Annotated in this window: 30 protein-coding genes; 8 read left to right on the top strand and 22 right to left on the bottom strand. The window is 68.6% G+C overall.

What is annotated here, in order from left to right; translation table 11 throughout:
• Positions 1-22 precede the first annotated feature (22 nt).
• On the bottom strand, positions 23-676 hold the full coding sequence (locus VF106_RS39725) for an HD domain-containing protein (RefSeq protein ID WP_330845165.1): 654 nt from the start codon (positions 674-676) through the stop codon (positions 23-25).
• 45 nt (positions 677-721) lie between these two features.
• On the opposite strand from VF106_RS39725, the gene VF106_RS39720 reads away from it, so the two are divergent.
• Entirely contained in the window at positions 722-1,456 is a 735-nt protein-coding gene (locus VF106_RS39720; protein ID WP_330845164.1) for an MBL fold metallo-hydrolase, read from the top strand.
• Here the strand turns inward: VF106_RS39720 and VF106_RS39715 are convergent.
• Entirely contained in the window at positions 1,402-2,268 is an 867-nt protein-coding gene (locus VF106_RS39715; protein WP_330845163.1) for an MOSC domain-containing protein, read from the bottom strand. The genes VF106_RS39720 and VF106_RS39715 overlap by 55 nt on opposite strands.
• Before the next feature lie 80 nt (positions 2,269-2,348).
• On the opposite strand from VF106_RS39715, the gene VF106_RS39710 reads away from it, so the two are divergent.
• Entirely contained in the window at positions 2,349-2,789 is a 441-nt protein-coding gene (locus tag VF106_RS39710) for an Lrp/AsnC family transcriptional regulator (protein ID WP_330845162.1), read from the top strand.
• A 7-nt stretch (positions 2,790-2,796) separates the two neighbouring features.
• On the opposite strand, the gene VF106_RS39705 is transcribed toward VF106_RS39710, so the two are convergent.
• The 5 genes from VF106_RS39705 to VF106_RS39685 form a co-directional block, all read right to left on the bottom strand.
• Positions 2,797-3,120, bottom strand: a complete 324-nt coding sequence (locus VF106_RS39705) for an SH3 domain-containing protein (protein ID WP_330845161.1) — start codon at positions 3,118-3,120, stop codon at positions 2,797-2,799.
• Between the two features lie 182 nt (positions 3,121-3,302).
• A complete protein-coding gene (locus tag VF106_RS39700; protein ID WP_330845160.1) occupies positions 3,303-4,523 on the bottom strand; it encodes an NADP-dependent isocitrate dehydrogenase in 1,221 nt (406 codons plus the stop codon).
• Between the two features lie 88 nt (positions 4,524-4,611).
• Positions 4,612-5,748, bottom strand: a complete 1,137-nt coding sequence (locus tag VF106_RS39695) for a serine hydrolase domain-containing protein (RefSeq protein WP_330845159.1) — start codon at positions 5,746-5,748, stop codon at positions 4,612-4,614.
• 60 nt (positions 5,749-5,808) lie between these two features.
• The gene (locus tag VF106_RS39690) at positions 5,809-6,375 is read right to left on the bottom strand and encodes a GNAT family N-acetyltransferase (protein WP_330845158.1); all 567 of its coding nucleotides are present in this window, start codon (positions 6,373-6,375) and stop codon (positions 5,809-5,811) included.
• A gap of 9 nt (positions 6,376-6,384) precedes the next feature.
• Positions 6,385-6,909, bottom strand: coding sequence for a hypothetical protein (locus VF106_RS39685; protein WP_330845157.1), 525 nt, complete (start codon positions 6,907-6,909; stop codon positions 6,385-6,387).
• A gap of 133 nt (positions 6,910-7,042) precedes the next feature.
• Between VF106_RS39685 and VF106_RS39680 the strand changes: the two genes are divergently transcribed.
• Positions 7,043-7,618, top strand: coding sequence for an HhH-GPD-type base excision DNA repair protein (locus VF106_RS39680; protein ID WP_330845156.1), 576 nt, complete (start codon positions 7,043-7,045; stop codon positions 7,616-7,618).
• A gap of 207 nt (positions 7,619-7,825) precedes the next feature.
• Here the strand turns inward: VF106_RS39680 and VF106_RS39675 are convergent, their stop codons facing one another.
• From VF106_RS39675 to VF106_RS39660, 4 genes are all read right to left on the bottom strand, one after another.
• Positions 7,826-8,533: a DUF6882 domain-containing protein gene (locus VF106_RS39675; RefSeq protein WP_330845155.1), complete on the bottom strand. Its 708-nt coding sequence runs from the start codon at positions 8,531-8,533 to the stop codon at positions 7,826-7,828.
• 18 nt (positions 8,534-8,551) lie between these two features.
• Positions 8,552-9,409 (bottom strand): SAM-dependent methyltransferase, encoded by an 858-nt coding sequence (locus tag VF106_RS39670; protein WP_330845154.1) that lies wholly within the window; start codon positions 9,407-9,409, stop codon positions 8,552-8,554.
• Positions 9,410-9,646: 237 nt separating this feature from the next.
• Positions 9,647-9,856 carry a hypothetical protein gene (locus VF106_RS39665; protein WP_330845153.1) on the bottom strand — a complete coding sequence of 70 codons (210 nt, stop codon included), beginning with the start codon at positions 9,854-9,856 and terminating at the stop codon, positions 9,647-9,649.
• A gap of 51 nt (positions 9,857-9,907) precedes the next feature.
• Positions 9,908-10,549: a spermine/spermidine synthase domain-containing protein gene (locus VF106_RS39660; RefSeq protein WP_330845152.1), complete on the bottom strand. Its 642-nt coding sequence runs from the start codon at positions 10,547-10,549 to the stop codon at positions 9,908-9,910.
• Between the two features lie 67 nt (positions 10,550-10,616).
• On the opposite strand from VF106_RS39660, the gene VF106_RS39655 reads away from it, so the two are divergent.
• Positions 10,617-10,811, top strand: a complete 195-nt coding sequence (locus VF106_RS39655) for a DUF1918 domain-containing protein (protein WP_330845151.1) — start codon at positions 10,617-10,619, stop codon at positions 10,809-10,811.
• Between the two features lie 77 nt (positions 10,812-10,888).
• Here the strand turns inward: VF106_RS39655 and VF106_RS39650 are convergent, their stop codons facing one another.
• Together VF106_RS39650 and VF106_RS39645 are read right to left on the bottom strand one after the other, a co-directional pair.
• Positions 10,889-11,290 (bottom strand): SsgA family sporulation/cell division regulator, encoded by a 402-nt coding sequence (locus VF106_RS39650; protein WP_330845150.1) that lies wholly within the window; start codon positions 11,288-11,290, stop codon positions 10,889-10,891.
• A 133-nt stretch (positions 11,291-11,423) separates the two neighbouring features.
• Positions 11,424-12,407 carry a malate dehydrogenase gene (locus VF106_RS39645; protein ID WP_330845149.1) on the bottom strand — a complete coding sequence of 328 codons (984 nt, stop codon included), beginning with the start codon at positions 12,405-12,407 and terminating at the stop codon, positions 11,424-11,426.
• Positions 12,408-12,701: 294 nt separating this feature from the next.
• On the opposite strand from VF106_RS39645, the gene VF106_RS39640 reads away from it, so the two are divergent.
• Positions 12,702-13,559, top strand: a complete 858-nt coding sequence (locus tag VF106_RS39640; RefSeq protein WP_330845148.1) for a helix-turn-helix domain-containing protein — start codon at positions 12,702-12,704, stop codon at positions 13,557-13,559.
• A 4-nt stretch (positions 13,560-13,563) separates the two neighbouring features.
• Positions 13,564-13,755: a DUF397 domain-containing protein gene (locus tag VF106_RS39635; RefSeq protein WP_330845147.1), complete on the top strand. Its 192-nt coding sequence runs from the start codon at positions 13,564-13,566 to the stop codon at positions 13,753-13,755.
• Here VF106_RS39635 and VF106_RS39630 read toward each other — a convergent pair.
• Genes VF106_RS39630 through VF106_RS39620 form a run of 3 tightly spaced genes read right to left on the bottom strand, consistent with a single transcriptional unit; the run spans position 13,686 to position 15,805 of the window.
• Positions 13,686-13,982 carry a DUF3017 domain-containing protein gene (locus tag VF106_RS39630; RefSeq protein ID WP_330845146.1) on the bottom strand — a complete coding sequence of 99 codons (297 nt, stop codon included), beginning with the start codon at positions 13,980-13,982 and terminating at the stop codon, positions 13,686-13,688. The genes VF106_RS39635 and VF106_RS39630 overlap by 70 nt on opposite strands.
• Positions 13,979-14,830 carry a bifunctional methylenetetrahydrofolate dehydrogenase/methenyltetrahydrofolate cyclohydrolase gene (locus tag VF106_RS39625; protein WP_330845145.1) on the bottom strand — a complete coding sequence of 284 codons (852 nt, stop codon included), beginning with the start codon at positions 14,828-14,830 and terminating at the stop codon, positions 13,979-13,981. The genes VF106_RS39630 and VF106_RS39625 overlap by 4 nt, the downstream gene beginning before the upstream one ends.
• A 12-nt stretch (positions 14,831-14,842) precedes the next feature.
• Entirely contained in the window at positions 14,843-15,805 is a 963-nt protein-coding gene (locus VF106_RS39620; protein WP_330845144.1) for a DMT family transporter, read from the bottom strand.
• A 99-nt stretch (positions 15,806-15,904) separates the two neighbouring features.
• Here VF106_RS39620 and VF106_RS39615 point away from each other — a divergent pair, with 99 nt between their 5' ends.
• On the top strand, positions 15,905-18,379 hold the full coding sequence (locus tag VF106_RS39615; RefSeq protein ID WP_330845143.1) for a TNT domain-containing protein: 2,475 nt from the start codon (positions 15,905-15,907) through the stop codon (positions 18,377-18,379).
• Between the two features lie 37 nt (positions 18,380-18,416).
• On the opposite strand, the gene VF106_RS39610 is transcribed toward VF106_RS39615, so the two are convergent.
• From VF106_RS39610 to VF106_RS39585, 6 genes are all read right to left on the bottom strand, one after another.
• Positions 18,417-18,743: a hypothetical protein gene (locus VF106_RS39610; RefSeq protein WP_330845142.1), complete on the bottom strand. Its 327-nt coding sequence runs from the start codon at positions 18,741-18,743 to the stop codon at positions 18,417-18,419.
• A 51-nt stretch (positions 18,744-18,794) separates the two neighbouring features.
• Entirely contained in the window at positions 18,795-19,364 is a 570-nt protein-coding gene (locus tag VF106_RS39605) for a carboxymuconolactone decarboxylase family protein (protein WP_330845141.1), read from the bottom strand.
• Between the two features lie 59 nt (positions 19,365-19,423).
• Positions 19,424-19,768, bottom strand: coding sequence for a hypothetical protein (locus tag VF106_RS39600; RefSeq protein WP_330845140.1), 345 nt, complete (start codon positions 19,766-19,768; stop codon positions 19,424-19,426).
• Positions 19,769-19,817: 49 nt separating this feature from the next.
• Positions 19,818-20,399, bottom strand: a complete 582-nt coding sequence (locus tag VF106_RS39595) for a pentapeptide repeat-containing protein (RefSeq protein ID WP_330845139.1) — start codon at positions 20,397-20,399, stop codon at positions 19,818-19,820.
• Between the two features lie 10 nt (positions 20,400-20,409).
• Complete coding sequence (locus VF106_RS39590) at positions 20,410-20,832, bottom strand: universal stress protein (RefSeq protein ID WP_330845138.1); 423 nt, start codon at positions 20,830-20,832, stop codon at positions 20,410-20,412.
• Positions 20,833-20,961: 129 nt separating this feature from the next.
• Complete coding sequence (locus VF106_RS39585; protein ID WP_330845171.1) at positions 20,962-22,530, bottom strand: carboxylesterase/lipase family protein; 1,569 nt, start codon at positions 22,528-22,530, stop codon at positions 20,962-20,964.
• A 333-nt stretch (positions 22,531-22,863) separates the two neighbouring features.
• On the opposite strand from VF106_RS39585, the gene VF106_RS39580 reads away from it, so the two are divergent.
• On the top strand, positions 22,864-23,694 hold an 831-nt coding region (locus tag VF106_RS39580; RefSeq protein WP_330845137.1), incomplete at its 3' end, for an aldo/keto reductase.

Genomic DNA, 23,694 nt, shown 5'->3' with positions numbered 1-23,694 from the left:
AGCCGTCCCGCTACCCCGATGGTTACGCGGGTCCCGTCACACCCTGCTGACCAGCGGCAAGCCATCCGTTGCGGGTCGCGCCCCCGACCAACGCGGCCATGGCCTCGCCGAGTGCTGCGGACGCCTCACCAATGTGGACAGTTCGCGCACGCACCGTGTCGGCGGTCACCCCGGGCGTCTGCCACGTGCCGCCGGCGGCCATCCAGTTCAGGAGGTTTGGTTCGAGGCGGTCGATGGCCTTCGCGAAGCGGGCCTCCGGGGTCTGGCGGGCCTCGAACTCGTCCCACAGGGCACGGAACTCGCGGGCCTGGTCCTCCGGGAGCAGCCCGAACAGACGGTCGGCGGCGGCCAGCTCACGCTCGACCTGGTCGAGCCGCAGCGTGTCGTCGTACAGCGGCGTGTCGCCCGCGTAGATCTCGACGAGATCGTGGACGACGACCAGCCGGACGGTGTGGCCGACGTCGATCGGCTCGTCGGCGTACTCGGCCAGGACCAGCACCATCAGCGCCAGGTGCCACGAGTGCTCCGCGTCGTTCTCCCGCCGCTGCACCGCCGCCAGGGTCGAGGCCCGCAGGATGGTCTTGAGGCGGTCCACCTCGATCAGGAACGCGAGCTGCTGGCCCAACCGGCCTTCGATGGGCAGCGGGCGCCGCTCGACGAGTAGGGGTTCGTCCACGCGGCCGACCCTGTCACACCGCTTCTCCCACTAGGCTGCCCAGTCGTGAAGATCACCGTGCTCGGGAGCTGTGCGGCGTGGCCGGAGCCGGGACGTGCGTGTGCCGGGTTCCTCGTGGAGCACGCCGGCTTCCGGCTGGTGCTCGACCTGGGCTTCGGCACGCTGCCGAGGCTGCTCGCGCTGTGCCCCAACGGCGCCGTGGACGCCGTGGTGATCACGCACAGGCACAGCGACCACTGTGTGGACCTCAACGCGCTCCTGCGGGTCCGCCACTACGGCGAGCGTGCGTTCGACCCCATCCCGCTGTTGTGCGCGCCTGGGGTCGCCGAGCTGGTCGACAGCCTGGAGCCGTCGCCCCGGCTTGCCGAGCTGTTCGAGGTGCGGGAGCTGGCCGGCACGAACAAGGTGGGCCCGTTCGAGGTACTCGGCGTCGAACTACCGCACTACGTACCGAACATCGGCGTCCGCCTGACCACGACCCGTCACCGGACGGTCGCCTACACGGGCGACACCGGCCCGTCGCCGGCGCTTGCCGACCTCGGCCGGCGGGCGGACCTCTACATCATGGACGCCACGCTGCAACAGCAGCCGGACGGCCCGCGCAACGTCCTGTCCGCCGCGGAGGCCGGCTACTGGGCGACGGAGGCGGAGGCCCGCCGGCTCATGCTGACGCACTTCTGGCCCGGCAACGACCGCGGCGTGTCTCTGCGACAGGCGGCCGAGCACTACAGCGGCGAACTGCTGGCCGCCGACGAGGGTCTGGTCGTCGACCTGGACTGAGGCTCGGCGAGGCTCGCCGCGGACCGTTCGGTCACGGTGAGCACGTCCCCCACCGCGATCGGCCCGGGCCGCACGACCGCGAACTTCGCGCCGAACGCGACCCCGCCCGCCGCGCTGCGACGGTAGGTGGCGAGGGTCCGGAGCGGCTCGGGCCCGGCCCTGGTGCCGGTGAGCTGGTCGACCATCGCGACGACGCAGCGGGTCGCTGGCTTGCCGTATCCCAGCTCGACCGTGCCCGTGCTCAGGCGGAGTGCGTGGTCCTCCTCGTACGCGTCCCAGCCCTCGACCACGATGTTCGGCCGGAAGCGGCTCATCGGCAGCGGCCGGTCGACGCGCTCGTTCAGTTCCTCGAGCGACGCCTCGGACAGCAGGTGCACCGCGCAGCTGTCGGCGTATCCGGACGTGCCGGGAGTCAGGCCGTCGGTGATCCGTTGGTGCTCGGGTGGCGCGAGCACGAGCCGGCTCGGCGTGCCGAGCACCGCGCTGAGCCAGGCCGCGACCTCCTCGCCCTGGTCGATGCCGGTGTAGGGGTCGCCGAAGAGCGTGACCGGTCGCCGGGGCGCTGACTCGTCGATCGGCACGTGGACCGCCGCGGCGCCTGGCGCGGACAAGGTGAGCCGCTCGCCGTCCACCGCCGGCTGGATCGTGGCCAGCAGGGGGTCGCGGCGCTGGGACCGGTAGGTGCCGGCCGGATCGGTGACCAGGAAGCGGCGGTCGTGTTCGAGGCCCGCCAGGCCGAGGACGCCGGCCGCCACGCGGATACCGGCACAGCCCTTCACGGGGTAGTGGTACAGCTCGGAGATCGTCGCCACGCCGCAACGATAGCCGTGACCTGGGACAATGCGATTGCGAATCGTTGCCGCATTGGCAGCCGCCCCGCAATAATCAGGCCGTGGATCGCATTGATCGGGCAATAATCGAGCAGTTGCGTGCGGACGCCCGGCTCACGAACACCCAACTCGCCGACCGCGTCGGGCTCACCCCAGCGCCCTGCCTGCGCCGGGTCCGCCGTCTCGAACAGGACGGTGTGATCACGGGCTACCACGCCCGCCTCGACCCGACACGGGCCGGCCGCGCGTTCGAGGTGATCGTGAACGTCGACCTCGCCGTCAAGGACCGCGCCACGGTCGCCCGGTTCGAGGAACAGGTCGCCGGTTATCCGGAGGTCGTCGAGTTCCGCCGCATGTTCGGCCTGCCCGACTACTTCCTCCGGGTCGCCACCGCCGACCTCGAGTCCTTCGAACGCTTCGTCACCAACCAGCTCGAGGACACCCCAGGCATCGGCCGTGTCGACTCACACCTGACGATGAAGACGATCAAGTACGAGCCCTGATCAGAACTCAGCACTTACGGCCTTCGAGGGGTTGGGTGAACTCCACCGACACCCAGCGGCCCTCGCTGAGTTTGCGGAAACCGTTCTGGATCTCCGTGGTGGCGTCGGCCTCCTCGCCGGCGGCCAGTTCGTCGACGACGTTGGCCGGGTCCTCCGGGACGGGAGCGTTGCGGATCCGCACGCCGTCCTCCTTGGCGGCGACGCGGCAGGTCGCGGTCTCGCTGGACGTGTTGCCCTGCTGCCGTTCCTCGTTGCCCTGCACGTACAGGAGGACCACCCCCGCGAGCAGTGCGGCCGCGATCACCGTTCGCTTTCCGGTCAACTTGAGCACGGTAACGCTCCTCAGGCGGGCCTGACATTTTCATGACAGGTATAGCTCAACCACCTGGTAAACGAAAAGAGTCTGCGCATAAACCACACTCGGGAAGTAGCGTTCGTCCCGAACACCACGCTCCGTAAAGAAAAAAGCCGCGCCCGCACAAACTCGTGCGGGCGCGGCAATTGTCAAACTAATCAGGCAGAAGCCATCTTCTTCTGGAGGTTCTCGTCAAGTGTCGCGAGGAACTCCTCGGTGGTCTGCCATTCCTGGTCCTTGCCGATGAGCAGCGCCAGGTCCTTGGTCATCTTGCCGCTCTCGACGGTCTCGATGATGACCCGCTCCAGCGTCTCGGCGAAGCCGATGACCTCGGGCGTGCCGTCCTGCTTGCCGCGTGCCTCGAGGCCACGGGTCCAGGCGAAGATCGACGCGATCGGGTTGGTCGACGTCGGCTTGCCGGCCTGGTGCTGGCGGAAGTGCCTGGTCACGGTGCCGTGCGCGGCCTCGGCCTCGACCTTGCCGTCCGGGGTCATGAGCACGGACGTCATCAGGCCCAGCGAGCCGTAGCCCTGCGCGACCGTGTCCGACTGGACGTCACCGTCGTAGTTCTTGCACGCCCAGACGTAACCGCCCTCCCACTTGAGCGCGGCGGCGACCATGTCGTCGATCAACCGGTGCTCGTAGGTCAGGCCGGCGGCGTCGAAGTCGCCCTTGAACTCGGCGTCGAAGATCTCCTGGAAGACATCCTTGAACATGCCGTCGTAGGCCTTGAGAATCGTGTTCTTGGTCGACATGTAGACCGGGAACTTGCGCTCGAGGCCATACCGGAACGACGAACGCGCGAAGTCCTCGATGGACTTGCGGTAGTTGTACATCGCGACGGCGACGCCGCCACCCTCCGGGTACTGCGCGACCTCGAACTCCATCGGCTCGCCACCGTCGGCCGGGGTGTAGGTGACGGTCAGCGTGCCGGGGCCGGGGACCTTGAAGTCGGTGGCCTTGTACTGGTCGCCGTGGGCGTGACGACCGATGATGATCGGCTTGGTCCAGCCGGGCACCAGCCGCGGGATGTTCGAGATCACGATCGGCTCGCGGAAGATCACGCCGCCGAGGATGTTACGGATCGTGCCGTTCGGGCTCCGCCACATCTTCTTCAGGCCGAACTCCTCGACCCGCGCCTCGTCCGGGGTGATCGTGGCGCACTTCACACCGACGCCGTGCTTGCCGATGGCGTTGGCGGCGTCGACGGTGACCTGGTCGTCGGTCGCGTCCCGGTGCTCGATGCCGAGGTCGTAGTACTCGAGGTTGATGTCCAGGTACGGGTGGATCAGCTTTTCCTTGATGAACTGCCAGATGATGCGGGTCATCTCGTCGCCGTCGAGCTCGACGACCGTGCCCTGGACCTTGATCTTGGCCATGTGCCGGGATGCTCCTCTCGCGTCGTCTTTGCGCGCGTGTGCGTCTGCTTAGCCCAGCCAAACAGTACACGCGTACGGGTAGTGACGCTCAGGCGAGCCCCGCGACGGCCGCGACGATCTTCTGCGTCACCGCCGGCTGCTCGGCGCCGCCCATGTGCAGTGTGTTGACAGAGAACACGGCCCGCCGGGTGAGGTCCTTGGTCGCGGCCATGCCGTTGTTGTAGCCGGGCCGGTCACCGGTCTTGCCCCAGAACACGACATCGCCGACGGCGAGCCGGGCAAGACCGTGACCGAGGTACGCACGGGCACCCTTGCCGTTGTAGAGGGGCACGTCGGGCACCTCGAACAGCAGCGCGGTCTGCGCGGGCGGCAGCAGCCGGCCGGACATGAGCGCGACGAGGAACCTGTCGAGGTCGGGCGCGTTGGAGATCATCTCGGCGGCGGACCACTGGTAGGTCGGGTTGGCCTCCGTGATGTCCACAAAGGACCCGTTCTGCTCCTCGTAACCGCGGGCGTGCGGACCGTGGATCTTGGTGTCGGTGCCGGGCACCGTGGTGGCCGACAAACGAAGCGGCTTGATGATGCCGTCGCGGATCGCGTCGCCGTAGGGCCGGCCGGTGACCTTCTCGATGACCGCGCCGAGGACGAGGTAGTCGATGTTGCCGTAGCGCTGCTGCTCACCCGGGTCGAACATCATCGGGAACACGTTGCCGTCCTGGTAGAAGGCGAGGTCGAACAGCTGGCGTGGGGTCCAGGTGTCGAACCGGTGCTCGAGGAACCAGACGGGGTCCTTGTGGTCGATGCGGATGCCGGGGAGGCCGGAGGTGTAGGTGAGCAGGTGGTCGATGGTGATCGGCGGGTACTCGGCGGGCAGCAGGTCGGGCGCGTAGGACTGGACGGTCCGGTCGAGTTCGAGGTCCCCGCGCACGACGAGCTGGAGCGCGGCCGTCGCGACGAACGTCTTGGTCATGCTGCCGATACGAAAGCGCCCGTTCTGCGGGACTCTCTGTCCAGTGCGGACGTTTCCGACACCGGAAGTGCCCTGCCAGCAGCCATCCGCGCCGCGGACCTGGAGAAGCGCACCACTCGCCTCGTCGTTGGGCAGGTCCGCGATGGCGGCGGCGAGCTTGGCCGGGTCGAGCGGCGGCTCCTCGGCAGCGGCGGCGGCCGGGGCGGCGCCGAGGGTGAGCGCCGCGGCGGTCAACAGAGCGGTGATCGTTTTCATGGGCAAGAGCCTCGCCGCTGAGATCATCTTTGCCATCCGGGACGAGCCCCGGTTCATGCCTCAGGGTTTTCCCCTGGCGGCCCACTCCTCGGCGAGCATCGCGAACACGACCTCGTCGGTCCACTCGCCCTTCACGTACTCGTTCTTCACGAAGTGGGCTTCCTTGCGCAGGCCCAGCCTGGTCATGAGCTTCGCGGACGCGTCGTTGCGCGCGTCCGCGCGGCCGATGACGCGATGCAGGCCGGCCTCCTCGAAGGCGAGCCGCAGCACCTCCGTCGCCGCCTCGCGGGCGTAGCCATGGCCGTGGTGGCGCGGGTCGAAGACGAAGCCGATCTCGCCGGCGCGGTCGCTCTCCGACACCCACGCCAGGTTCACGTCCCCCAGCAGCGCGCCCGTGTCCTGGTGCTCGACGGCGAACACAAGGATGTCGCCTTCCTTCTCGAGCGTCGGGTGCTCGATCCGGTACCGCAGCGACGCGGCCGCCTGCTCCCGGTCCCTCGGCGGCCACATCAGGTAGCGGGCGACCTCGGGCAGTTGCTGGTAGGCGTGCAGGGCGTCGAGGTCGGTGGTCGCGAACGGACGGAGGAGCAGGCGGTCGGTCTTGATCGGGTAGTCAGGTCGGAGCACGTCGTCACGTTACCCAGCCCGGCGCGTCCGGCCCCACGGTTTGTGCACGGACAGCACGGCGCACGTGACGTACATGGTCGTCGACACGATGCCCGCGGACAGCATGCTCGCGCCGTGCTGGCCGATGTCCACGAGCTGGTTCGCCGGGGCCGCCGACACCAACGCGGACACGTCCTCGAGGCCCGGCAGCAGCGACAGCGGGATCAGCAGGACGGCGATCGTCGTCAGGACGAACTTCACGAGCACCCAGCGATACCGGAACACGCCCCACCTGCTGTAGAAGCCGAGCAGGATGCCGGACGTGTACGCCAGCAGGCTGACGGGGACGAGCAGCGGGCCGCCGACCAGGTACGTGGCGCCGAGCGCGATGTGTTGTGTCGTCGGGTCGTCGGTGGTGAGCCCCGTGACGGTCAGTGTCAGGTTGCCGACGTTGAGGCCGAGCCACCCGAGCGAGGTGATCACGTGCAGCAACAGCAGCCACTTGCGGGTGGGGGGCGTGAGCCTTCTGGTTGGTCGCGCGACTGTCGTGGTCATGCCCCATATCGTCAGTTCGGCGACCCCTCCGTGTCGTCGGCGCGAGCGCGACACTCGTGGTGCGCCACGGGGCGTACCTCGTCCCCGCGCGGCTACTCTCGGCGAGGTAGGCGGCGCGTGTCATGATGACGCCATGGCGATCTGGCTGACCACGGACTCCGAGGCCAACGAGCTGCTCGACCGCGAGCCGCTGGCCCTGCTCATCGGCATGCTGCTGGATCAGCAGATCACCATCGAGACCGCGTTCGCCGGTCCCAAGAAGATCCTCGACCGCATCGGTTCGCTGGACGCGCGCACCATCGCCGAGTACGACCCGGAGAAGTTCGCCGCGCTCTGCTCGACACCGCCGGCGATCCACCGCTTCCCCGGTTCGATGGCCAAGCGGGTCCAGGCGCTGTGCCAGGGCCTCGTCGAGGAGTACGACGGCGACGCGGCCGGCGTGTGGACGGCGGGCAACCCGTCGGGCACCGAGGTGCTCAAGCGGCTGAAGGCCCTACCCGGCTACGGCGAGGTGAAGGCCAAGATCTTCCTTGCCCTGCTTGGCAAGCAGCGCGGCCTGGCGGCGAAGGGCTGGCAGCGCGCGGCCGGCGAGTTCGGGAAGAAGGGCACGCACCTGTCGGTCGCGGACATCACCGACGAGGCGAGTCTGCTGGCCGTCCGTGCGCACAAGAAGGAAATGAAGGCGGCGGCGAAGGCCGCGAAAGCCTAGCCCTCGGGAACCCCAAGGTTGTTGCCCTGAAGGGCACCCTTGGGACGTTCAGCCCAGATCCACCGATGGTCCTGGTGGCCCGGTGGCTCGCTGCGCGGTTTCGGGGCGCGAAGCGCCCGAAACCGCCTGACGTCACGGCACGGGCGATGTCCCGAAAGACGCGCTCATGTCGTTGAACGTCCCGATCGCGTCTTTCAGGACCGGGCCTCACTGCTGGTTCGCGCCGAGGTTCGCGGTCATCGCCGTCATCAGGTTCTGTTGGTTGAACTGCACCGACAGGGAGAAGCCCGGACCGGTGAGGTACAGCTGCAACCCGTTGTGCTGCACGCCCAACCCGCGGTTCACCGCGTAGGCGTGGAACGCGCGGCGGTGGTCGTTGATGGTCAGTTCCATGATGCCCTGCTGCAGCACGCGGGCCACGCGGGTGCCTTCCGGCGGCGGCAGCTGGAAGTCCGGGTGCTCGATGAGGAAGCCGGCACGTGTGCCGCCGCCGACCGGGCCCTGGTAGCCCGTCCACCGTTTCGCGGCCGCCTTCGCCGCCTCCGCCATCAGCGACGCGACCTGGGCCGGGTCGGTTGGTGAGCCAGGCAGGGCGTCGAACGGGACCTCGGCGTTCGACAGCTCCGGGATGTCGTGCCGCTGCCCGAAGTCGCGGACGAACGTGGCAAGTTCCAGTACCTCGTCGCTGTAGTTGAACGGGTTGGCCCACGACCACAGCCAGGACTTCGGGCCGGGCGCGGCGCTGCCGAGCAGGTGCACTTTGGTACACGTCAACGGGTGGTCGCCGGTGAACGAGAACCTCGGCTCGGCGAGGTCGGTCTCCCAGGCGTGCTCCCCGAGCGTCTCCGCCAGGTGCAGCTGGTGCTCGAACGACAACAACGCCGCGTCGTTCAACAGGTCGTGGAAGTTTGGCACAGGCGGGACGCTACCGCCTCACGGCTTGCGGCCCACCGCGGCCGCACTGCACTGCTCCACCGGGCTGAGCGGTCGCAGGCGAGGACCGTCCGGCCACCACATGTCGGACAGCGTGAAGTCCGGCTCCTCACCCGGCCCCGGCGGGATGATCTCCAGGCCCGGCAGGAACTCCCGCAGCTGCGCCTTCGTCCGGAACATGCCGGAGCCCATGGGGCTGTGCAGGAACAGCTCCTCCATGCGCCGCGCGAGTGGGCTCAGCTCCGGTGTCTCGGGGTCCAGGAAGTGTGAGATGGCGACGAAGCTGCCCGGCGCCAGCGCGTCGACGTACTCCCGCATCAACTCGGCGCCGTTGTCGGAGGTGTAGTGATGCAGTGTGCCGACCTGCAGCAGCGCGACGGGCTTGGTGAAATCCAGGTACTTGCGCACGAGCGGGTGCTGAAGCACGTCCTGCGGCTCGAAGATGTCCGCGGACACGAAGTGCGTGACCTCGTTTTCCTCCAACAACGCCTCGCCGTGGGCAATGACCACCGGATCGTTGTCGACGTACACGACGCGTGCGTGCTCGTCGATGCGTTGCGCGATCTGGTGTGTGTTCTCCGCGGTAGGCAACCCGGAGCCGCAGTCGAGGAACTGCCGAATTCCGCCCTGGTCGGTGAGGAATCGGATCGCGCGGGTCAGGAAGTTTCGGTTCGACCACGCGAGGTCGTTGACTTCCGGCGCCACGGTCGCGACCTGCCGCAGCACCTCGCGGTCGATCGCGTAGTTGTCCTTGCCTCCCAGGGCCGCGTCGTACACGCGCGCGATGCTGGCTCTGGTCGGGTCCACCCCGACCGGAACCATGCTCGGCGCGTCGTACTTGGACGTGGTGCTGCCCATCGCAACCTCACAACCCCGAAGTTCTCCCGTGAACCAAAACAGCCTATCGACGGCCAACACGCAGGTAAACGCGGGTGTTGATCTCGAAATCCAGGATCAAGGTTCCCATGCATCTGCACTTGCGCTGGTACGGCAACCGCACGAGCCGTGACCCTTGGTATTCGCGGGCTCGAAAATCACCCGATTGGACGAAAGGATATTGCCCTCCGCCAGGGGAATTTACCCGATCGGGGTCCTCTAGAAGCGGCGCCAGGCCGCGATCGCGCACAGCACGGTCACGAGCGCCATCGCGGTCGCCAGCACGACCGGCCACGCCTCACTCATGCGCAGCGCCAGGACCACGTTGGCCGCCGTGGCGACGAGATACAGGAAACCGACGCTCAGCCACTCGAAGGCGGGGTGACGGACCCAGGACAGCGTCGGGCGGCGAGGACGGTGTTGCAGCATCGCGCACCTCCAGGTCACCCCATGGAGACGTCGCGTGAGACCCGCGTTCGGTTACCGCCCCGCGATCACGATGAAGACGCGGTCGGGCTCGCCTCTCGGCACCGGGATCTCGAGCGTCTCCACCGGGCCGAAGTCACGCGCCAGCGCCGCGGTGAACTCGGGCGCCGCACCCGCGCTCCACACCGCCAGCACCCCGCCCGGCACGAGTGCCTCCGCCAGCAAGGCCAGGCCGGTGGACGAGTACAGCGCCGCGTTGCCCTCGTCGACCGTCCAGTCAGGACCGTTGTCGATGTCCAGGCACAGCGCGGCGAACTGGCCGGCCTCCGGGAGCCAGCTCAGCAGGTCGGCGCACACCACCCGCACGCGCGGATCGTCGAGCAGGCCGGTGTTGTCCAGGTAGGCGGTGTTCCACTCGATCACGGCCGGTTCGCGTTCCACCACCACGACCTCGCCGACGGACGGGTGGGCCAGCGCCTCGCGGAGTGAGAAGCCGACACCGAGACCGCCCACCAGAAGCCGTCCACCGGCGGGCATGCGTTCGGCGGCGGCACGCACCATCAACCGTTCCGATTCGCCGTTGCGGGTGTCCATCAGGAAGACGCCGTTCGCGATGATCTCGTGGTGGGGGCCGACCCGACGCAGCACGAGCTCACCGCACACGCCATCGACACGAGCAAGGACCTGCGAAATCACTTGGACAGACTAGAATCAGTCGGGCAATCCGGACCTACCCTGGTGTGCGTTGGGAGGCAGTTGCGCTATGCATGCAGCAGTCGGCGACCGGCTTCACGTCCACGGTCGCAACGTTGGAAACCCCGACCAGGTTGGCGAGATCATCGAGGTGCGCGGCGCGGACGGGCACCCGCCCTACCTCGTCCGCTACCCGGACGGCCATGAAGGCCTCGTCTTCCCGGGCCCAGACTGCGTGGTGGAGGACAAAGACGAAGCTCCGTGAGCGGAGCCGAACCGACAAGCACGAACGACCAGCACTCGGCCTTGAGCGTAGGGCCGGGTGCTGGTCGTGAGCTTTCCTCAGACCCTGGTGAGCTCGGCGATCAACGCGTCGACGTCGAAGTGGTCGTCCTCGGTGCCGTGCGGGACCAGTTCCTCGGTCCTGCCGAGGAACTCCGCGACGGCGTCCCGGTCCAGCTCGAGCAGGGCGTAGCCCTCGGGTGACTCGATCTCCACGACGAGCATGTGCAGGCCGCGCTCGTCGAGTGGGTGGAAGCGGACGTCACCGACGCCAGCGGAGCTCGTGAGCCCCTCGACCAGCAGCTCGCGCGAGAACACCCACTCGACCCAGCGTGCCGGGTCGGTCTGGAACGCGGCGGTGACCGTGAACGGCTGGTCGGCGCGGTAGGCCCAGCGGGACCGGACGGGTGTGGTGCCGTCGTACAGCGCGACGAGATCGGCGTGAATGGCTTCGGTGGTCATTGTGTGGCCCCCTCCTCCTCGACGGATCGGTCGAGAAAAAGATGTTTGAAGGGGCCGCCAATGACGACCGAAGCCGGATGTTCACGCCATCAGGTATGACGGGCGCCACACGGCTAACGCCTGACCTGCGGATCTAGATGAGTCCCAGCTGCGTGACCGCGTCCCGCTCCTCGGCAAGCTCGGCCACCGACGCGTCGATCCGCGACCGCGAGAAGTCGTCGATCTCCAGGCCCTGGATGATCTCCCACTTGCCGTCCGCGCAACGCACCGGGAAGGACGAGATGAGGCCCTCGGGCACGCCGTAGGAGCCGTCGGACACGACCGCCATCGAGGTCCAGTCGGTGCCGTTGACCCAGTCGTGCACGTGGTCGATGGCGGCGTTGGCGGCGGACGCGGCGCTCGACGCGCCCCGGGCCTCGATGATCGCGGCGCCCCGCTTGGCGACGGTCGGGATGAAGGTCTCCTTCAGCCACTCGTCGTCGTTCACCGCGGCGGCGGCCTGCTGCCCGTTGACCTCGGCGTGGAACAGGTCCGGGTACTGGGTGGCGGAGTGGTTGCCCCAGATCGTCATCTTGTCGATGTCGGTCACGGCGACGCCCAGCTTCGCGGCCAGCTGCGACAGCGCCCGGTTGTGGTCGAGCCGGGTCATCGCGGTGAACCGGTCGGCGGGCACGTCCGGGGCGTGCGACTTGGCGATCAGCGCGTTCGTGTTGGCGGGGTTGCCCACCACGAGGACCCTGACGTCCTCGGCGGCGCCCGCGTTGATGGCCTCACCCTGCGGCTTGAAGATGCCGCCGTTGGCCTCGAGCAGGTCGCCGCGCTCCATGCCCTTGGTACGCGGGCGGGCGCCGACGAGCAGCGCGACGTTGACCCCGTCGAACGCGCGCTTCGGGTCGTCGGTGATGTCGATGCCGGCGAGCAGCGGGAAGGCGCAGTCGTCGAGCTCCATGGCCGTGCCCTCGGCGGCCTTCAACGCAGGGGTGATCTCCAGCAGCGACAGCCGGACGGGCGTGTCGGGCCCGAGCAGCTGCCCTGAGGCAATGCGGAACAGCAGTGCGTAACCGATCTGGCCGGCGGCACCAGTGACGGTGACCTTGACGGCAGCCTTGCTTGCCACGGGGAAGATCCTCCCGACTGAGAAAAGGAAAAACCGGTGCCAGGAGGCTATCAAGCATGCTAGGGGCGGGCGGGGCCGCTTGTGAGCAGCGAGTCACTGCGGCCCCCGCCACACCGTCACGGGCCCGGCGATGCCATCGGGGTCCTCGGGGTCTACGGGGGAAGCCCGCCCTGGGCTTTCGCTTTCTTGCGGGGGTCGCAACGGGACAGTCCTTTGAGTGGAATTGTCCTTCGCGGCCGTCGACTCCCTGGTCAGCACGCCATGATGAGGCGAGTTCGCGAGGGAGATCGAGTAATGACCGTGATGTTGCAGGGGCCGGATTCCACCGTTCGGATCGAGGTGCTCGGCGAGGAGCTGCGCCGGCTGCGGGAGGCGTGCGGGCTGACGCTGTCGCAGGTCGTCGCGCGCATCGGGATCAGCGAGTCGCACCTGTCCCGGATGGAGTCGGGGAAGCGGGTGCCGCGGCCCGAGGACGTCGCCGCTCTTCTGGTCGTCTACGGCGTCACCGGCGAGGAACGCCTCGAACTGCTCACCTTCGCGACAAGGGCCAACCAGCCCGGCCTCTGGCAACGGCAGGGCTCCTTCGAGGCTCGCTTCACCACACTCAAGCACCTGGAATCACGGGCGACCAAGCTGGTGAGCTTCGAACCACTGGTCATCCCCGGACTGCTCCAGACCGTGCCCTACGCCCAGGCGATGGTCCGCGAAGTCGGCATGATCGACGATCCCGCCCAGGTCGATGAGCGGGCGGTTGGCCGGATCCATCGCCAGTCGGTTCTTCGCAAGCACGACGCCCCGCGCCTGATCGCGCTCGTGACCGAGTCAGCGTTGCGCAACGTCGTCGGTGGCCGCGAGGTCATGCGAGACCAGTTGCGATATCTCGCCGAAGTGGCGAAACGGCCAAACGTGACCCTCCGGGTGGTCCCCACGATCGCGGGCGGCCACCCCGGACTCAATGGCCCCTTCCTACGGCTCGGATTCGATGACCGGCAAGGCGTCGTTTATCTGGGGCACCTGACCTCCAGCCTCTTCCTGGAAGAGCGCACTGAGGTCGCGGTCTACGACCGCGCGATCGCCACGTTGCTGAGCGTGGCGATCAGCCAGGAGAACTCACTAAGGTTGGTGGTGGAAATGGCCGCTAGCTTGGGGTGACGATTTGATCTGGCGGAAGAGCAGCTTCAGCGCCGGTGATCCGAACTGCGTTGAGCTGGCCCACCTCGCGACTGGGATCGCGGTACGGGACTCCAAGGATCCCGATGGGCCCGTCCTCACCTTCGCTCAGTTGCCCAGTGGGCCGCCCTCGATCGTCATTGCTACGAAGATCATGCAGGCGCCGAAGGCTGAGTAGGTCAGTACGTCGACGCCTCGGCCGCGGATCATGATCATGCCGGCCTGGTCGTCGCGTAGGAGGGCCCTCAGTCCGGCGGCCAGGAACAGCGCGATGCCGATCACCACCGTGCCCTCGCGCCAGTGGTACAGGACGATCCGGAACAGGCCGAACGCCACCACGGCCAGCACCAGCGCGAACGGCAGGTGTGCCAGGACGGGGTGGCGGCGGCGGTGGGGCGTCGTCATATCGCGGCTCGTTCCGCCGCGGCCACCGTGTTGGACAGCAGCATCGCGACCGTCATCGGACCGACGCCGCCCGGCATGGGGGCCACCCAGCCCGCCACTTCCTTCACGTCCGGGTGGACGTCGCCGACCAGGCCCTCGTCGGTTCGGGTGATGCCCACGTCCAGGACCGCGGCCCCCGGCTTGACCATGTCCGGGGTGATCAGCGCCGGGTTGCCCGCGGCGGCCACGACGATGTCCGCGCGCCGGACCTCGGCGGCCAGGTCCTTCGTGCCGGTGTGGCACAGGGTGACCGTCGCGTTCTCCGAGCGGCGGGTCAGCAGCAGGCCCAGTGGGCGGCCGACCGTCACGCCGCGGCCGACGACGGTGACGTTGGCGCCGGCGATCGGGACGTCGTAGTGCCGCAGCAGCTCGACGATGCCCAGCGGGGTGCACGGCAGCGGGCCCGTCTCCCCCAGCACGAGGCGGCCGAGGTTGGTCGGGTGCAGGCCGTCCGAGTCCTTGGCCGGGTCGACCCGCTCCAGCGCGGCGCCCGAGTCAAGGTGGCCGGGCAGGGGGAGCTGGATGAGGTAACCGGTGCAGGCCGGGTCCTGGTTCAGCTCGTCGATCACGTTGTACAGGTCGGCCTGCGTGATGTCCGCCGGCAGGTCACGGCGGATGGAGTTGATGCCGACCTTGGCGCAGGCGTTGTGCTTGCCGCGCACGTACGAGTGGGAACCGGGATCGTCACCGACCAGGATCGTGCCGAGGCCGGGCACGACTCCCTGCTCGGCCAGCGCGGCGACACGCGCCCGCAGGCTGTCGAATATCGCTGCTCGGGTTGCCTTGCCGTCCAGGATCGTCGCGGTCACGCCCACATCCTCTCATCGCGGTCCGACACGGATGGCGGCGATGCCGACCGCGAGCATCGTCAGCGCGATGCCGATCAGGCTCGTGGCCGAGAGGCCGCCCGCGGCCGGCACCAGCACGTCCAGCAGCACGGCGCCGATCAGCTGACCCGCGACCGACGACATGCCCACCAGCAGCACACCCGTCACCCGGACGGCGGTCACCGCGGTGAGGATCGCGCAGATTCCCAGTGCTCCACCCACGTACAGCCACCACTGACCGGGTGGCGGCGCCGGCCAGCCGCGCACGAGCACGTCGACGACCGCGGCCAGGGCCAGCGCGCACGTCCCGACCAGGAAGTTCACCACCGTCGGCACCACGACGTTGTCCGCCGCGGCCCGCACCTGACCGTTCACCGCCGTCTGCCACGCCAGTCCGATGCCCGCTACCGCCGGTAGTACGGCCCACCAAAGTCCACCCGAAACAGTGAAGGCGCCATGGTCGGAGACGGAGATGATCACCGCGATCACAGCGAGTGACGCGCCGAGTGCTCTGGGGAGTGTGATGGGCTGAGGACCTCCGGGCCCGAGCCCGGCACGGTCGACGGGCAGGCTGCACACGATCTGACCTGCGACGACCGCGACCGTGAAGACCGCGACGCCGAGGATCGAGACCGTGAGCCCCTGGGTGGTGACGAGGTACGCGCCACACGAGCCGCCGAGCAACTGCCACGGGCGTAGTGCTTTGGTACGCAGCGCTTCACGCAAACGGCCCACACCGGCACGCGCGGCTGGCAAGATCGGCAGCGCCATGAGCAGCAGCACCGACCCCACGGAGAAGGAGATCAGCGCGGCGAACAGCCCGTCGTGCAGCTGGAGGCCGAGCTGGCCGTTGATCCGGCCCTGCACGGCCAGCGCCACCCCGCCCAGCGCGGCAAGACAGGCACCCGCCGCACGTAGCCGAGCCGGCGGATGGTGTGCTGATACGGCGGAGGTCACGTGGGGTCATCCTTACTTACGTGACCTTGCGGCCACCAGGAGGGCCGGGGTAAAGAAGCAGGCTGTGACGCCGACCGAAGGACAAGGGAAGATGTCACCGTGGCACAACCGACCCAGCTAACCCCGACTGAGCAGGACGCCCTGGTCAAGCAGATCGGGCTGGCGATGCTACGCGTCGCACCCGACGACTGGGAGCAGCTCACCGTCGACTACCGCGCTGTCGGCCGCTACGCCGAGTCGACCGGCAAGGTCACCTTCTCCGACGGGTCCACCGACTCGTGGGAGATGCCGGCCGACCTGAGGCAACTGTTCTCCCGCCTGCGTGCCGGCATGTACCGGGAGGGGCGCGGCACCTGGTTCAACGCGCGGTACCGCCTGGACCACCCGTCGAGCTACAACCTGGAGTACGACCGGGAAGAGCCGAGCTGGGACATGCCGCCGCCCCCGCAGGCGTACCCGGACGACATGCGGCTGTTCCCCCGCACGGACGAGAACGTCCCGGAGTGGTTGCGTCGCAGGCTCGCGTCAGCGCCGCCGCCTCCCGGCCCGCCGCCGGGTGGCCCACCGACGCCCCGGTTCCGGGTCGCGCGGGTCTTCGACGGTCCCGGTGAGGACGGCCGCCCCTCGGTGAACCGGCCACCGGTCGACGAGATGGACATCCAGGAGTTCCTGGACTACCTGGACGGCGCGCCGCTGGTGGGCCCGGCCCGCGGGTACGACGTGGACCGGCTCGACCCGAACGGCCAGCAGTCGGTGCCGATCGCGTTCCACACGGACGGCACGTGGATCTGGCCGGCCGCGGTGAACTACTTCCTGCGCGAGCACGACATCTCGCCGGAGACGGACCTGCTGGAGCACATCCGCCGGATGCGCTTCAAGCTGCCGCAGGTCGACGAGCAGACCCGCTCGGCGGCGCAGCTGTTCCTCGGCCCGCCCCCTGGTCCGCCTGGTCCCCCGCCGCCTCGGCCCGCGCCCGCTCCCGCACCTCCGGCCCCGGCGCCGACGCGTGCGCTGCCGGTGCCCGCACCCGCGCCTGCTCCGCCAGCACCCCCGCCGCCGCGTGCCGCGTTGCCGTCACAGGAACCGGCGGAGGAGCTCGAGCACCTGCGGGCGCGGCTCGACGATCTCGACGTGCCGCAGACCGCGTACCGGATCGGCGGTCCGCCGAGCGCCCGCGCGTGGGGGATGGAGAAGACCGACGAGGGCTGGCGAGTCGGCTGGCACGACCGGGAATGGGTCGCGCCCGCGATGTTCGAGGACGTCGCGGACGCGTCGGCGTTCCTGCTCGGCAAGCTGCTCCTGGACACCGACCGGTGGGCCGCCGGGCCGAAGAACCCGGAGCTGCCGCCGATGCCGCCGCCGGCCGTGCCCGCGCCGGAGGACCACGGGTTCGAGCCGCTGTCCGCCCCGATCGAGGCGTTCGAACCCCTGTCGGCGCCGATCGAGGACTTCGCGCCGGCCAGTCCGCCGCCGGGTACTCCTGGCTACTCGGACTCGCCGGGCCGGCGGAGTTTCTCGGAACCGGCGGAGGACTACGCGCCACCGGCGTACTCCGACTCACCGGGCCGCTTCTCGGAACCGTCGGACGGCTACACGCCTCCGGGCCTCGCCGAACCGTCGGACGACTACAGCCCTGGTCGTCGGAGCCTGCCAGAGCCCTCGGACGACTACAGCCCAGGTCGCCGAAGCCTGCCCGAGCCGCAGGACGAGTACACCCCGGGTCGCCGGAGCCTGCCTGAGCCGGCGGACGACTACAGTCCGGGCCGCCGGAGCCTCGCCGAGCCGTCCGACGACTACAAGCCGGTCAGCCCGCCGCCAGGTACCCCGGGCTACACCGACTCGCCAGGCTCTCCGAAGCCGGCGGACGACTACAAGCCGGTCAGCCCGCCGCCGGGCACCCCGGGCTACACCGACTCCCCTGGCCGGTTCTCCGAGCCGCACGCGGACTCGCCAGGCTTCTCCGAGCCGATCGACACGCCGGCCCGGTTCTCGCCACCACCGTCCTATGCGGACTCACCGGGCTTCTCCGAGCCGTCGCAGGAGGGGTTCGCGCCACCGCGACCGCCACGTCCACAACCGACGAAGGCGATGGAGACACCGCCACGGGACGAGCCGCTGTCACCACCGCGTGGCGTCGAGGTACCGGCAGGGCGGGGCGAGCAGGCGACCGTGCTGGCGTCCCGCCCGGTGAAGGGCGCGGCGGCCACCGCGGCCGGTTCGGAGTGGCCGATCAGGCCGCTGCCGGGCGAGCCGCCGCTGACGCTGTTCCGCGGCAAGCGGGTCACGGAACTGGAGCCGGGCACGGAAATAGACCGCTACGGCGACGACGACGGCAACCTCGTGTACGTGGCGGGCACCCCGTTCGCGGAGCGGTCGCTGGTGCCGGAGTGGATCGACCGGCCGTACCACGCCTACCGCGTCCGCCAGCCGGTGCAGGTGTTGACCGGCGCCGCGATCCCGTGGTTCGACCAGCCCGGCGGAGGCACGGCCTACCTCCTGCCGGACGCCGTCGGCGACCTCGTGGCACACGGCCATCTCGTGGAGATCAACGACCGCGAACGGCCACCAGGCTGAGGTTGTGGTGGTGGGCCGGCAATGACCGGCCCGCCACTCAGTCGATGAACTGGACGTCGGGCGAGACGTCGAAGTGGTTGAAAATCATCCACGCCACTCGGATCTGTTCCCTGAGGCACCGTTCAGCCTGCGGGAGCGAGACCCTGAGGTCGATTTCGCCCTCTTCCACAGTTCGTGAAACGGCGTCCTCGACAGTCACTCGGCCAGCCAGCGGATAGATGAACCAGTCACCGGTCGACGGTTCGAGCCAGGCTTCGAAGGCACCCCAGTCGAGTTCGTCAAAGCGGTATTCAACGATCTCCGAGAGTGCGACCAGGAACCCTTTCAGGTTCGCTTGCTTCAGCCAGTGGGCGAGCGCTTCCACCAAACGTCACCGACCCTTCGCCAGTCTCGTTGGCCGGCCCGCCAAACGTTGTCATGCCGGCTGGGCCGTGGCGAGCGGCGCGAGGCCGCAGGCGGCCGAGTACTCCTCCGACTCGATGCCCATCGCGGTGTTGGCGCGGGTCATGAAGTTCGCCAGGGCGATGAAGGTGGTCAGTTCCACCAGGGCGGCCGGGCCGAGCGCCTTCAGCAGTCTGGCCGAGAGTTCGTCGGTGACCGTCGGCGTGGTTTGTGTCATCGCCTCGGCGTACTCCATGACGTCCCGCTCCAGCGGGGTGAAGACGTCCGACTCGCGCCACCGGGGCACCTCACGTGCCTTGGTCACGTCGAGCCCCTTGTTGTGGGCCTCGAAGTAGCCCAGGTCCAGGCAGAAGCCGCAGCCGACGAGGCTCGCCACCGCCATGTGGGCGAACGACTTCAGCGTCTGGTCACACTGGTCGAACTTCTGGATTTTGCGACTGAGACCGAAGCTGAAGTTCACGATCTTCCTGTTGTGCCACAACACCTGTACGGCTTCCGGCACGTTGCCGATCGTCCTGCGGGCCATCCGCTTGACCAGCGCGCCGTAGATGCCGGTCAGCTCCGCGTTCGGGATCCTGGCCATGTCTCCTCCTCCGATTGTTTCTCGGCATGGAGACACCGGCCACGAAGCGGCTGTGACAACTAGCCGGAGAATCTTTTCGCCACCTCGCGGAGCCGGGCCACGGCCTCGGCCGCGCTTTCTGGCGTGATGCCGGCGATGTTCAGGCCGGGCATCTGACACATGTGCTCGACCTGGTCGGCGAACTTCATGTACTCGCGGTGGGCGTGTTCCCGGCAGGCCAGACAGGTGACGCTCTCCGGACGTTGCGAGGTCATCGCATACGGCACCTGGTGGCCACAACCGGTGGTGACGACGGTCGGCGCGTCGAGCACGTGCCCCAACGTCGACGCGACGACGTTGCGGAATTCGGCGCCGGTCTCCACGACCTTCTTCTCGACATGAATGTGCGGATCGGTCTCGCTCATCTGCGGCCGCGCCTTCCGTTGGTGTTTTCCGCACCCAGGCTAGGCGTTGTCAGTCGCCCACCTGTAGACCGTGGGCCGCGGCGAAGGCGATGGCCATGTCGATGTCCACCCTGGCGCCCTCCAGCGAGGCCTGCCGCAGGCCGTTGGCGTCCAGTTGGGCGCCGCGGAGGTCGGCGCCCGCCAGTTTGGCTTCCAGCAGGCGGGCGCCGCGCAGGTCGGTGCCCGTCAGGTCGCAGTCGCGGAGGTCGGCGCCGGTCAGGTTGGCCTCGCGGAGGCGCAGGTCCGCGAGTGTGGTGGCGCGGAGGTTCGCGCCGGCCAGGCTGGCCAGCGTCAGGTCCGTGTCGGTGAGCTGCCACGGGCGGAAGCGGCACTCGTGGAAGCTCGCGCCAAGGAACGTGCAGCCCCCGAACGTCGAGTGCATCAGGTTCGTGCGCTCGAAGGTGCATGACCGGAACGCGGACGCCGTGTGCTTCGACTCGCCGAGGTCGGCGCGGGTGAAGTCGCAGTGGTCGAACGTGCAGCCCTTCGTCACCAGCCCACGCAGGTCGGCTTCGGTGAAGTCGGCGTGGTCGAAGTGGCGGCCCTCCCACTTCTGGTTGGACAGGTCGGCGTCACGGAAGTCCTCGGTCATGGCATGCAGACTAGGGAACGACCACGACAGGACGTCGCGCGTCGTTGATCAGGAACTTGGCCACCCCGCCGTTGCCCCGGCCGATCACGATGCAGTCCGCGCGCAGCTCCTCGGCCACTTTCTCCAGGCCGTGCGCCGGGTCGCCGCGATGGTGCACCAGCTCCCACCGCACCCCCGTCGTGCCGAGATAGTCGGTGATCGTGCCGCGCAGCTCGTCGACCAGCTCGGTCGCCGCCTCCGCCGCGGTCGCCATCCCGAACGGCGACCAGTAGGCGGGGCTGGTCAACTGCTCGACGTACACGAACACCAGCCGCGCCCGCTCCCGCCGGGCGAGCCCACTGGCCCAGGCGGCGGCATGCAGTGCGCGCTGAGTCCCGTCGACACCGACGACGATCACGGCAAGACCGTCCTTACCGACCTCGTAGTCGCGCACGCCCGGATCCTATTGCCGGGACATGGTTCTTTGAACGGCTGTTACCGATCGGTTCCATGTCATGGTGACAATTCGACCGAGCCCCGACTAATCGTCGAGTCGGGGAGCCGCCGGTGATCGCGTGACGCCTCAGGGGCGGTTGTTCCAGAACAGCCTTTCGTCCTTGTCCGGGTCGTTGACGATCCTGCACGTGGCGTCGAGCCACATCGTGGCACGGTTCCTCGGCGTGTAGGCGGGCCATGTCGGCAGGTCCGTCGCGGTGGGACGGCCCCGGTGCGCGAAGCCTGCCCACAGTCCGCTCATGTGCCGTGCGGTCGCGAGCCGCCCCGGCGACTGATCCGCGTAGAGGAAGGAGTCGAGGTTCTTGTCGGTGTTGGCGAACTTGAGGTTGATGTCCGACGCGTGCGGCGAGCCGAGCGGGAAATCGGTGCCTGGCACCAGGGTCGGGTTCTTGTAGGCGAGCTGGTACATGAACACGGGCGCCGCGCGCTGCGCCGCCTTGGTTTCCGCGATCTTGATCGCGTCGCGCCAGATCGGCGAGGTGGTGATCGCGAAGTAGAGCTGCGCCGGCGTCGCGTCGGGTCGCGACCCGCGGAAGGTGTTGATGATCTGGTCGAGCTCGGCGCCCTGATACGTCCTGCTCAGCTCCCTGCGAAGGCCGGCCTCGTCGATGCGGAAGATGTCGCGCGGCCCGAAGAGACTGAAGAACACCGTCTCATCGCGGCATGTGCCGCACATCAGCGGCTTGCCGGCCGAGAAGGGCGCGACGCCGTCGGCGAAGGGATGCTGCGGAATGACTCGGCCATCGACGAAGGCGCCGAAACCGGGGAGCGGAGGAGGGTCGCCCCAGGGCGCGACCCCATTAGCTGCCTCGGACTGCTGGATCTCGAGCAGTCTCTCGGCCGGAATGTCATGCAGCCTGGGAATGTCCGCCGTGGTCAGGCCCAACAGCTCCAGTGTGCGCCTGGCCCGGGCAGTGGCGCCTTCACGGGTGGGGAAGCGCAGCGGCGCGGCGCTCTCGATCGAGGCCTTGTGGAACAGCCGCGCGGCATCCGGCATCGTGTAGATGGCCGCGGTCTTGGCGCCGCCACCGCTTTCGCCCCAGACCATGATGTTGTCGGGGTCGCCCCCGAAGTTCTCGATGTTCTCCCTGGTCCAGCGCAGCGCCGCGAGAATGTCCAGCATCCCCTGGTTGGCGGCGTAGTCGCCGCCGGCGAGGTCGCCAAGGAACAGGTAGCCCAGCATGCCGAGCCGGTGGTTGGACTCGACGACCACCACGTCGTAGAGCTGCGCCAGATGGGTGCCGTCCTGTCCCGTGGCGGAGCCGGAGCCGATCATGTAGCCGCCGCCGTGGTTGTAGAACATCACCGGCCGACGCCCGCAGTCCGCGTTGGGGGTCCAGATATTGAGGTAGAGGCAGTCTTCGGAGGGTGCTGGCATCCGGCCGTTGCCGTTCGGGCCCATCTCGTTGCCCGCCACCTGGAATGCCGGGTTGGGAAAGCTCACCGCGTCGCGCACGCCGTGCCACCTTCTGGGCGGCGTCGGGGCCTTGAACCGCAGTTCGCCCAGCGGCGGCGTGGCGTAGGGCACGCCGAGGAACTTCACGATGCCGTCCTCGCGTTTCCCGCGCACCTTGCCGTAACGGGTTGCCGCCTCGGCTGTTCTCTCCGTGCTCTGCGCGAGTGCCCGAAGCGGCATGCCCATCCCGGCGACCACCGACAGCGACCCGCCGATCATCGCCCTGCGGGTCATCCTCGAGCCCACCATCGGAACCCCTCCCAACTCCGTTGTTGAAACGTTTCAGTCAATGGCCACAGTGGACCGCCGCTTTGATGACAGTGCTTGGTAGCTTGCGTGCTCCCGGTTTGGGTAACGTTACCCATCGTGTTGCGACTGACGCTAGGGTCAACCTGGCGTGGCGTCAAGGCGCAGGCGACCTGGCTGGTATGCCTTGAGTTTCAAGACAACTCGCGCCGTCCACCTGGACAATGCCATTCCGTCCGCAGGCTCCACTTTGGCAGATTCCTTCCCATGGAATACCTCCGGTTGGGCACCTCCGGCCTCACTGTGTCCCGAATCTGCCTCGGCATGATGAGCTACGGCAGTACCGTCTCGCGGGACTGGGTACTCGACGAGGACGCCGCGGAGCCGATCGTCCTGCAGGCCGTCGAGGCGGGCGTAACGTTCTTCGACACCGCGGACATGTACTCCGGCGGGGTCAGCGAACTGATCACCGGGCGACTGCTCGCCAAACTGTTCCCCCGCCGCGACGACTACGTGCTGGCCACCAAGGTCTACTTCCCGATGGGGTCCGGCCAGAACGACAAAGGCTTGTCCCGCAAGCACATCATGGCGGCCATCGACGCGTCGCTCGACCGGCTGGGCGTCGACCACGTCGACCTGTACCAGATCCACCGCTGGGACTACGAGACGCCGATCGAGGAGACCATGGCGGCCCTGCACGACGTCGTTCGTGCCGGCAAGGCCCGCTACATCGGCGCCTCCAGCATGTGGGCGTGGCAGTTCGCCAAGGCCCAGCACGTGGCCGCCGACAACGGCTGGACGCCGTTCGTGTCCATGCAGAACCACTACAACCTGGCGTACCGCGAGGAGGAGCGCGAGATGATCCCGCTCTGCCTCGACCAGGGCGTCGGCGTCATCCCGTGGAGCCCCCTGGCGCGCGGCCTGCTGGCGGGCGGCCGAGGCCGCGGCTCTGTCCGCGCCGGCAGCGACGAGTACGCCCGGCTCCTGTACGCCGAGGCCGCGGCCGCCGACGACGCGGTGGTCGACGCGGTCACCACCGTCGCCCAGCGCCGCGAGGTGCCGCCCGCCCAGATCGCTCTCGCGTGGCTGATGCGCCAG

Source organism: Actinophytocola sp. (assembly GCF_036378875.1).
Lineage (GTDB): Bacteria > Actinomycetota > Actinomycetes > Mycobacteriales > Pseudonocardiaceae > Actinophytocola.
The sequence above is the reverse complement of the archived record's forward strand: the minus strand, read 5'-3'. Positions and strand labels throughout refer to the sequence as shown.

Bases quoted from the DNA above. Each gene is read 5' to 3' on its own strand.
- VF106_RS39700 (WP_330845160.1), bottom strand. From the start codon at position 4,523: ATGGCCAAGATCAAGGTCCAGGGCACGGTCGTCGAGCTCGACGGCGAC.
- VF106_RS39695 (WP_330845159.1), bottom strand. From the start codon at position 5,748: ATGAAAACGATCACCGCTCTGTTGACCGCCGCGGCGCTCACCCTCGGC.
- VF106_RS39685 (WP_330845157.1), bottom strand. From the start codon at position 6,909: ATGACCACGACAGTCGCGCGACCAACCAGAAGGCTCACGCCCCCCACC.
- VF106_RS39680 (WP_330845156.1), top strand. From the start codon at position 7,043: ATGGCGATCTGGCTGACCACGGACTCCGAGGCCAACGAGCTGCTCGAC.
- VF106_RS39670 (WP_330845154.1), bottom strand. From the start codon at position 9,409: ATGGGCAGCACCACGTCCAAGTACGACGCGCCGAGCATGGTTCCGGTC.
- VF106_RS39665 (WP_330845153.1), bottom strand. From the start codon at position 9,856: ATGCTGCAACACCGTCCTCGCCGCCCGACGCTGTCCTGGGTCCGTCAC.
- VF106_RS39655 (WP_330845151.1), top strand. From the start codon at position 10,617: ATGCATGCAGCAGTCGGCGACCGGCTTCACGTCCACGGTCGCAACGTT.
- VF106_RS39650 (WP_330845150.1), bottom strand. From the start codon at position 11,290: ATGACCACCGAAGCCATTCACGCCGATCTCGTCGCGCTGTACGACGGC.
- VF106_RS39640 (WP_330845148.1), top strand. From the start codon at position 12,702: ATGACCGTGATGTTGCAGGGGCCGGATTCCACCGTTCGGATCGAGGTG.
- VF106_RS39630 (WP_330845146.1), bottom strand. From the start codon at position 13,982: ATGACGACGCCCCACCGCCGCCGCCACCCCGTCCTGGCACACCTGCCG.
- VF106_RS39605 (WP_330845141.1), bottom strand. From the start codon at position 19,364: ATGGCCAGGATCCCGAACGCGGAGCTGACCGGCATCTACGGCGCGCTG.
- VF106_RS39600 (WP_330845140.1), bottom strand. From the start codon at position 19,768: ATGAGCGAGACCGATCCGCACATTCATGTCGAGAAGAAGGTCGTGGAG.
- VF106_RS39595 (WP_330845139.1), bottom strand. From the start codon at position 20,399: ATGACCGAGGACTTCCGTGACGCCGACCTGTCCAACCAGAAGTGGGAG.
- VF106_RS39585 (WP_330845171.1), bottom strand. From the start codon at position 22,530: ATGCCGCTTCGGGCACTCGCGCAGAGCACGGAGAGAACAGCCGAGGCG.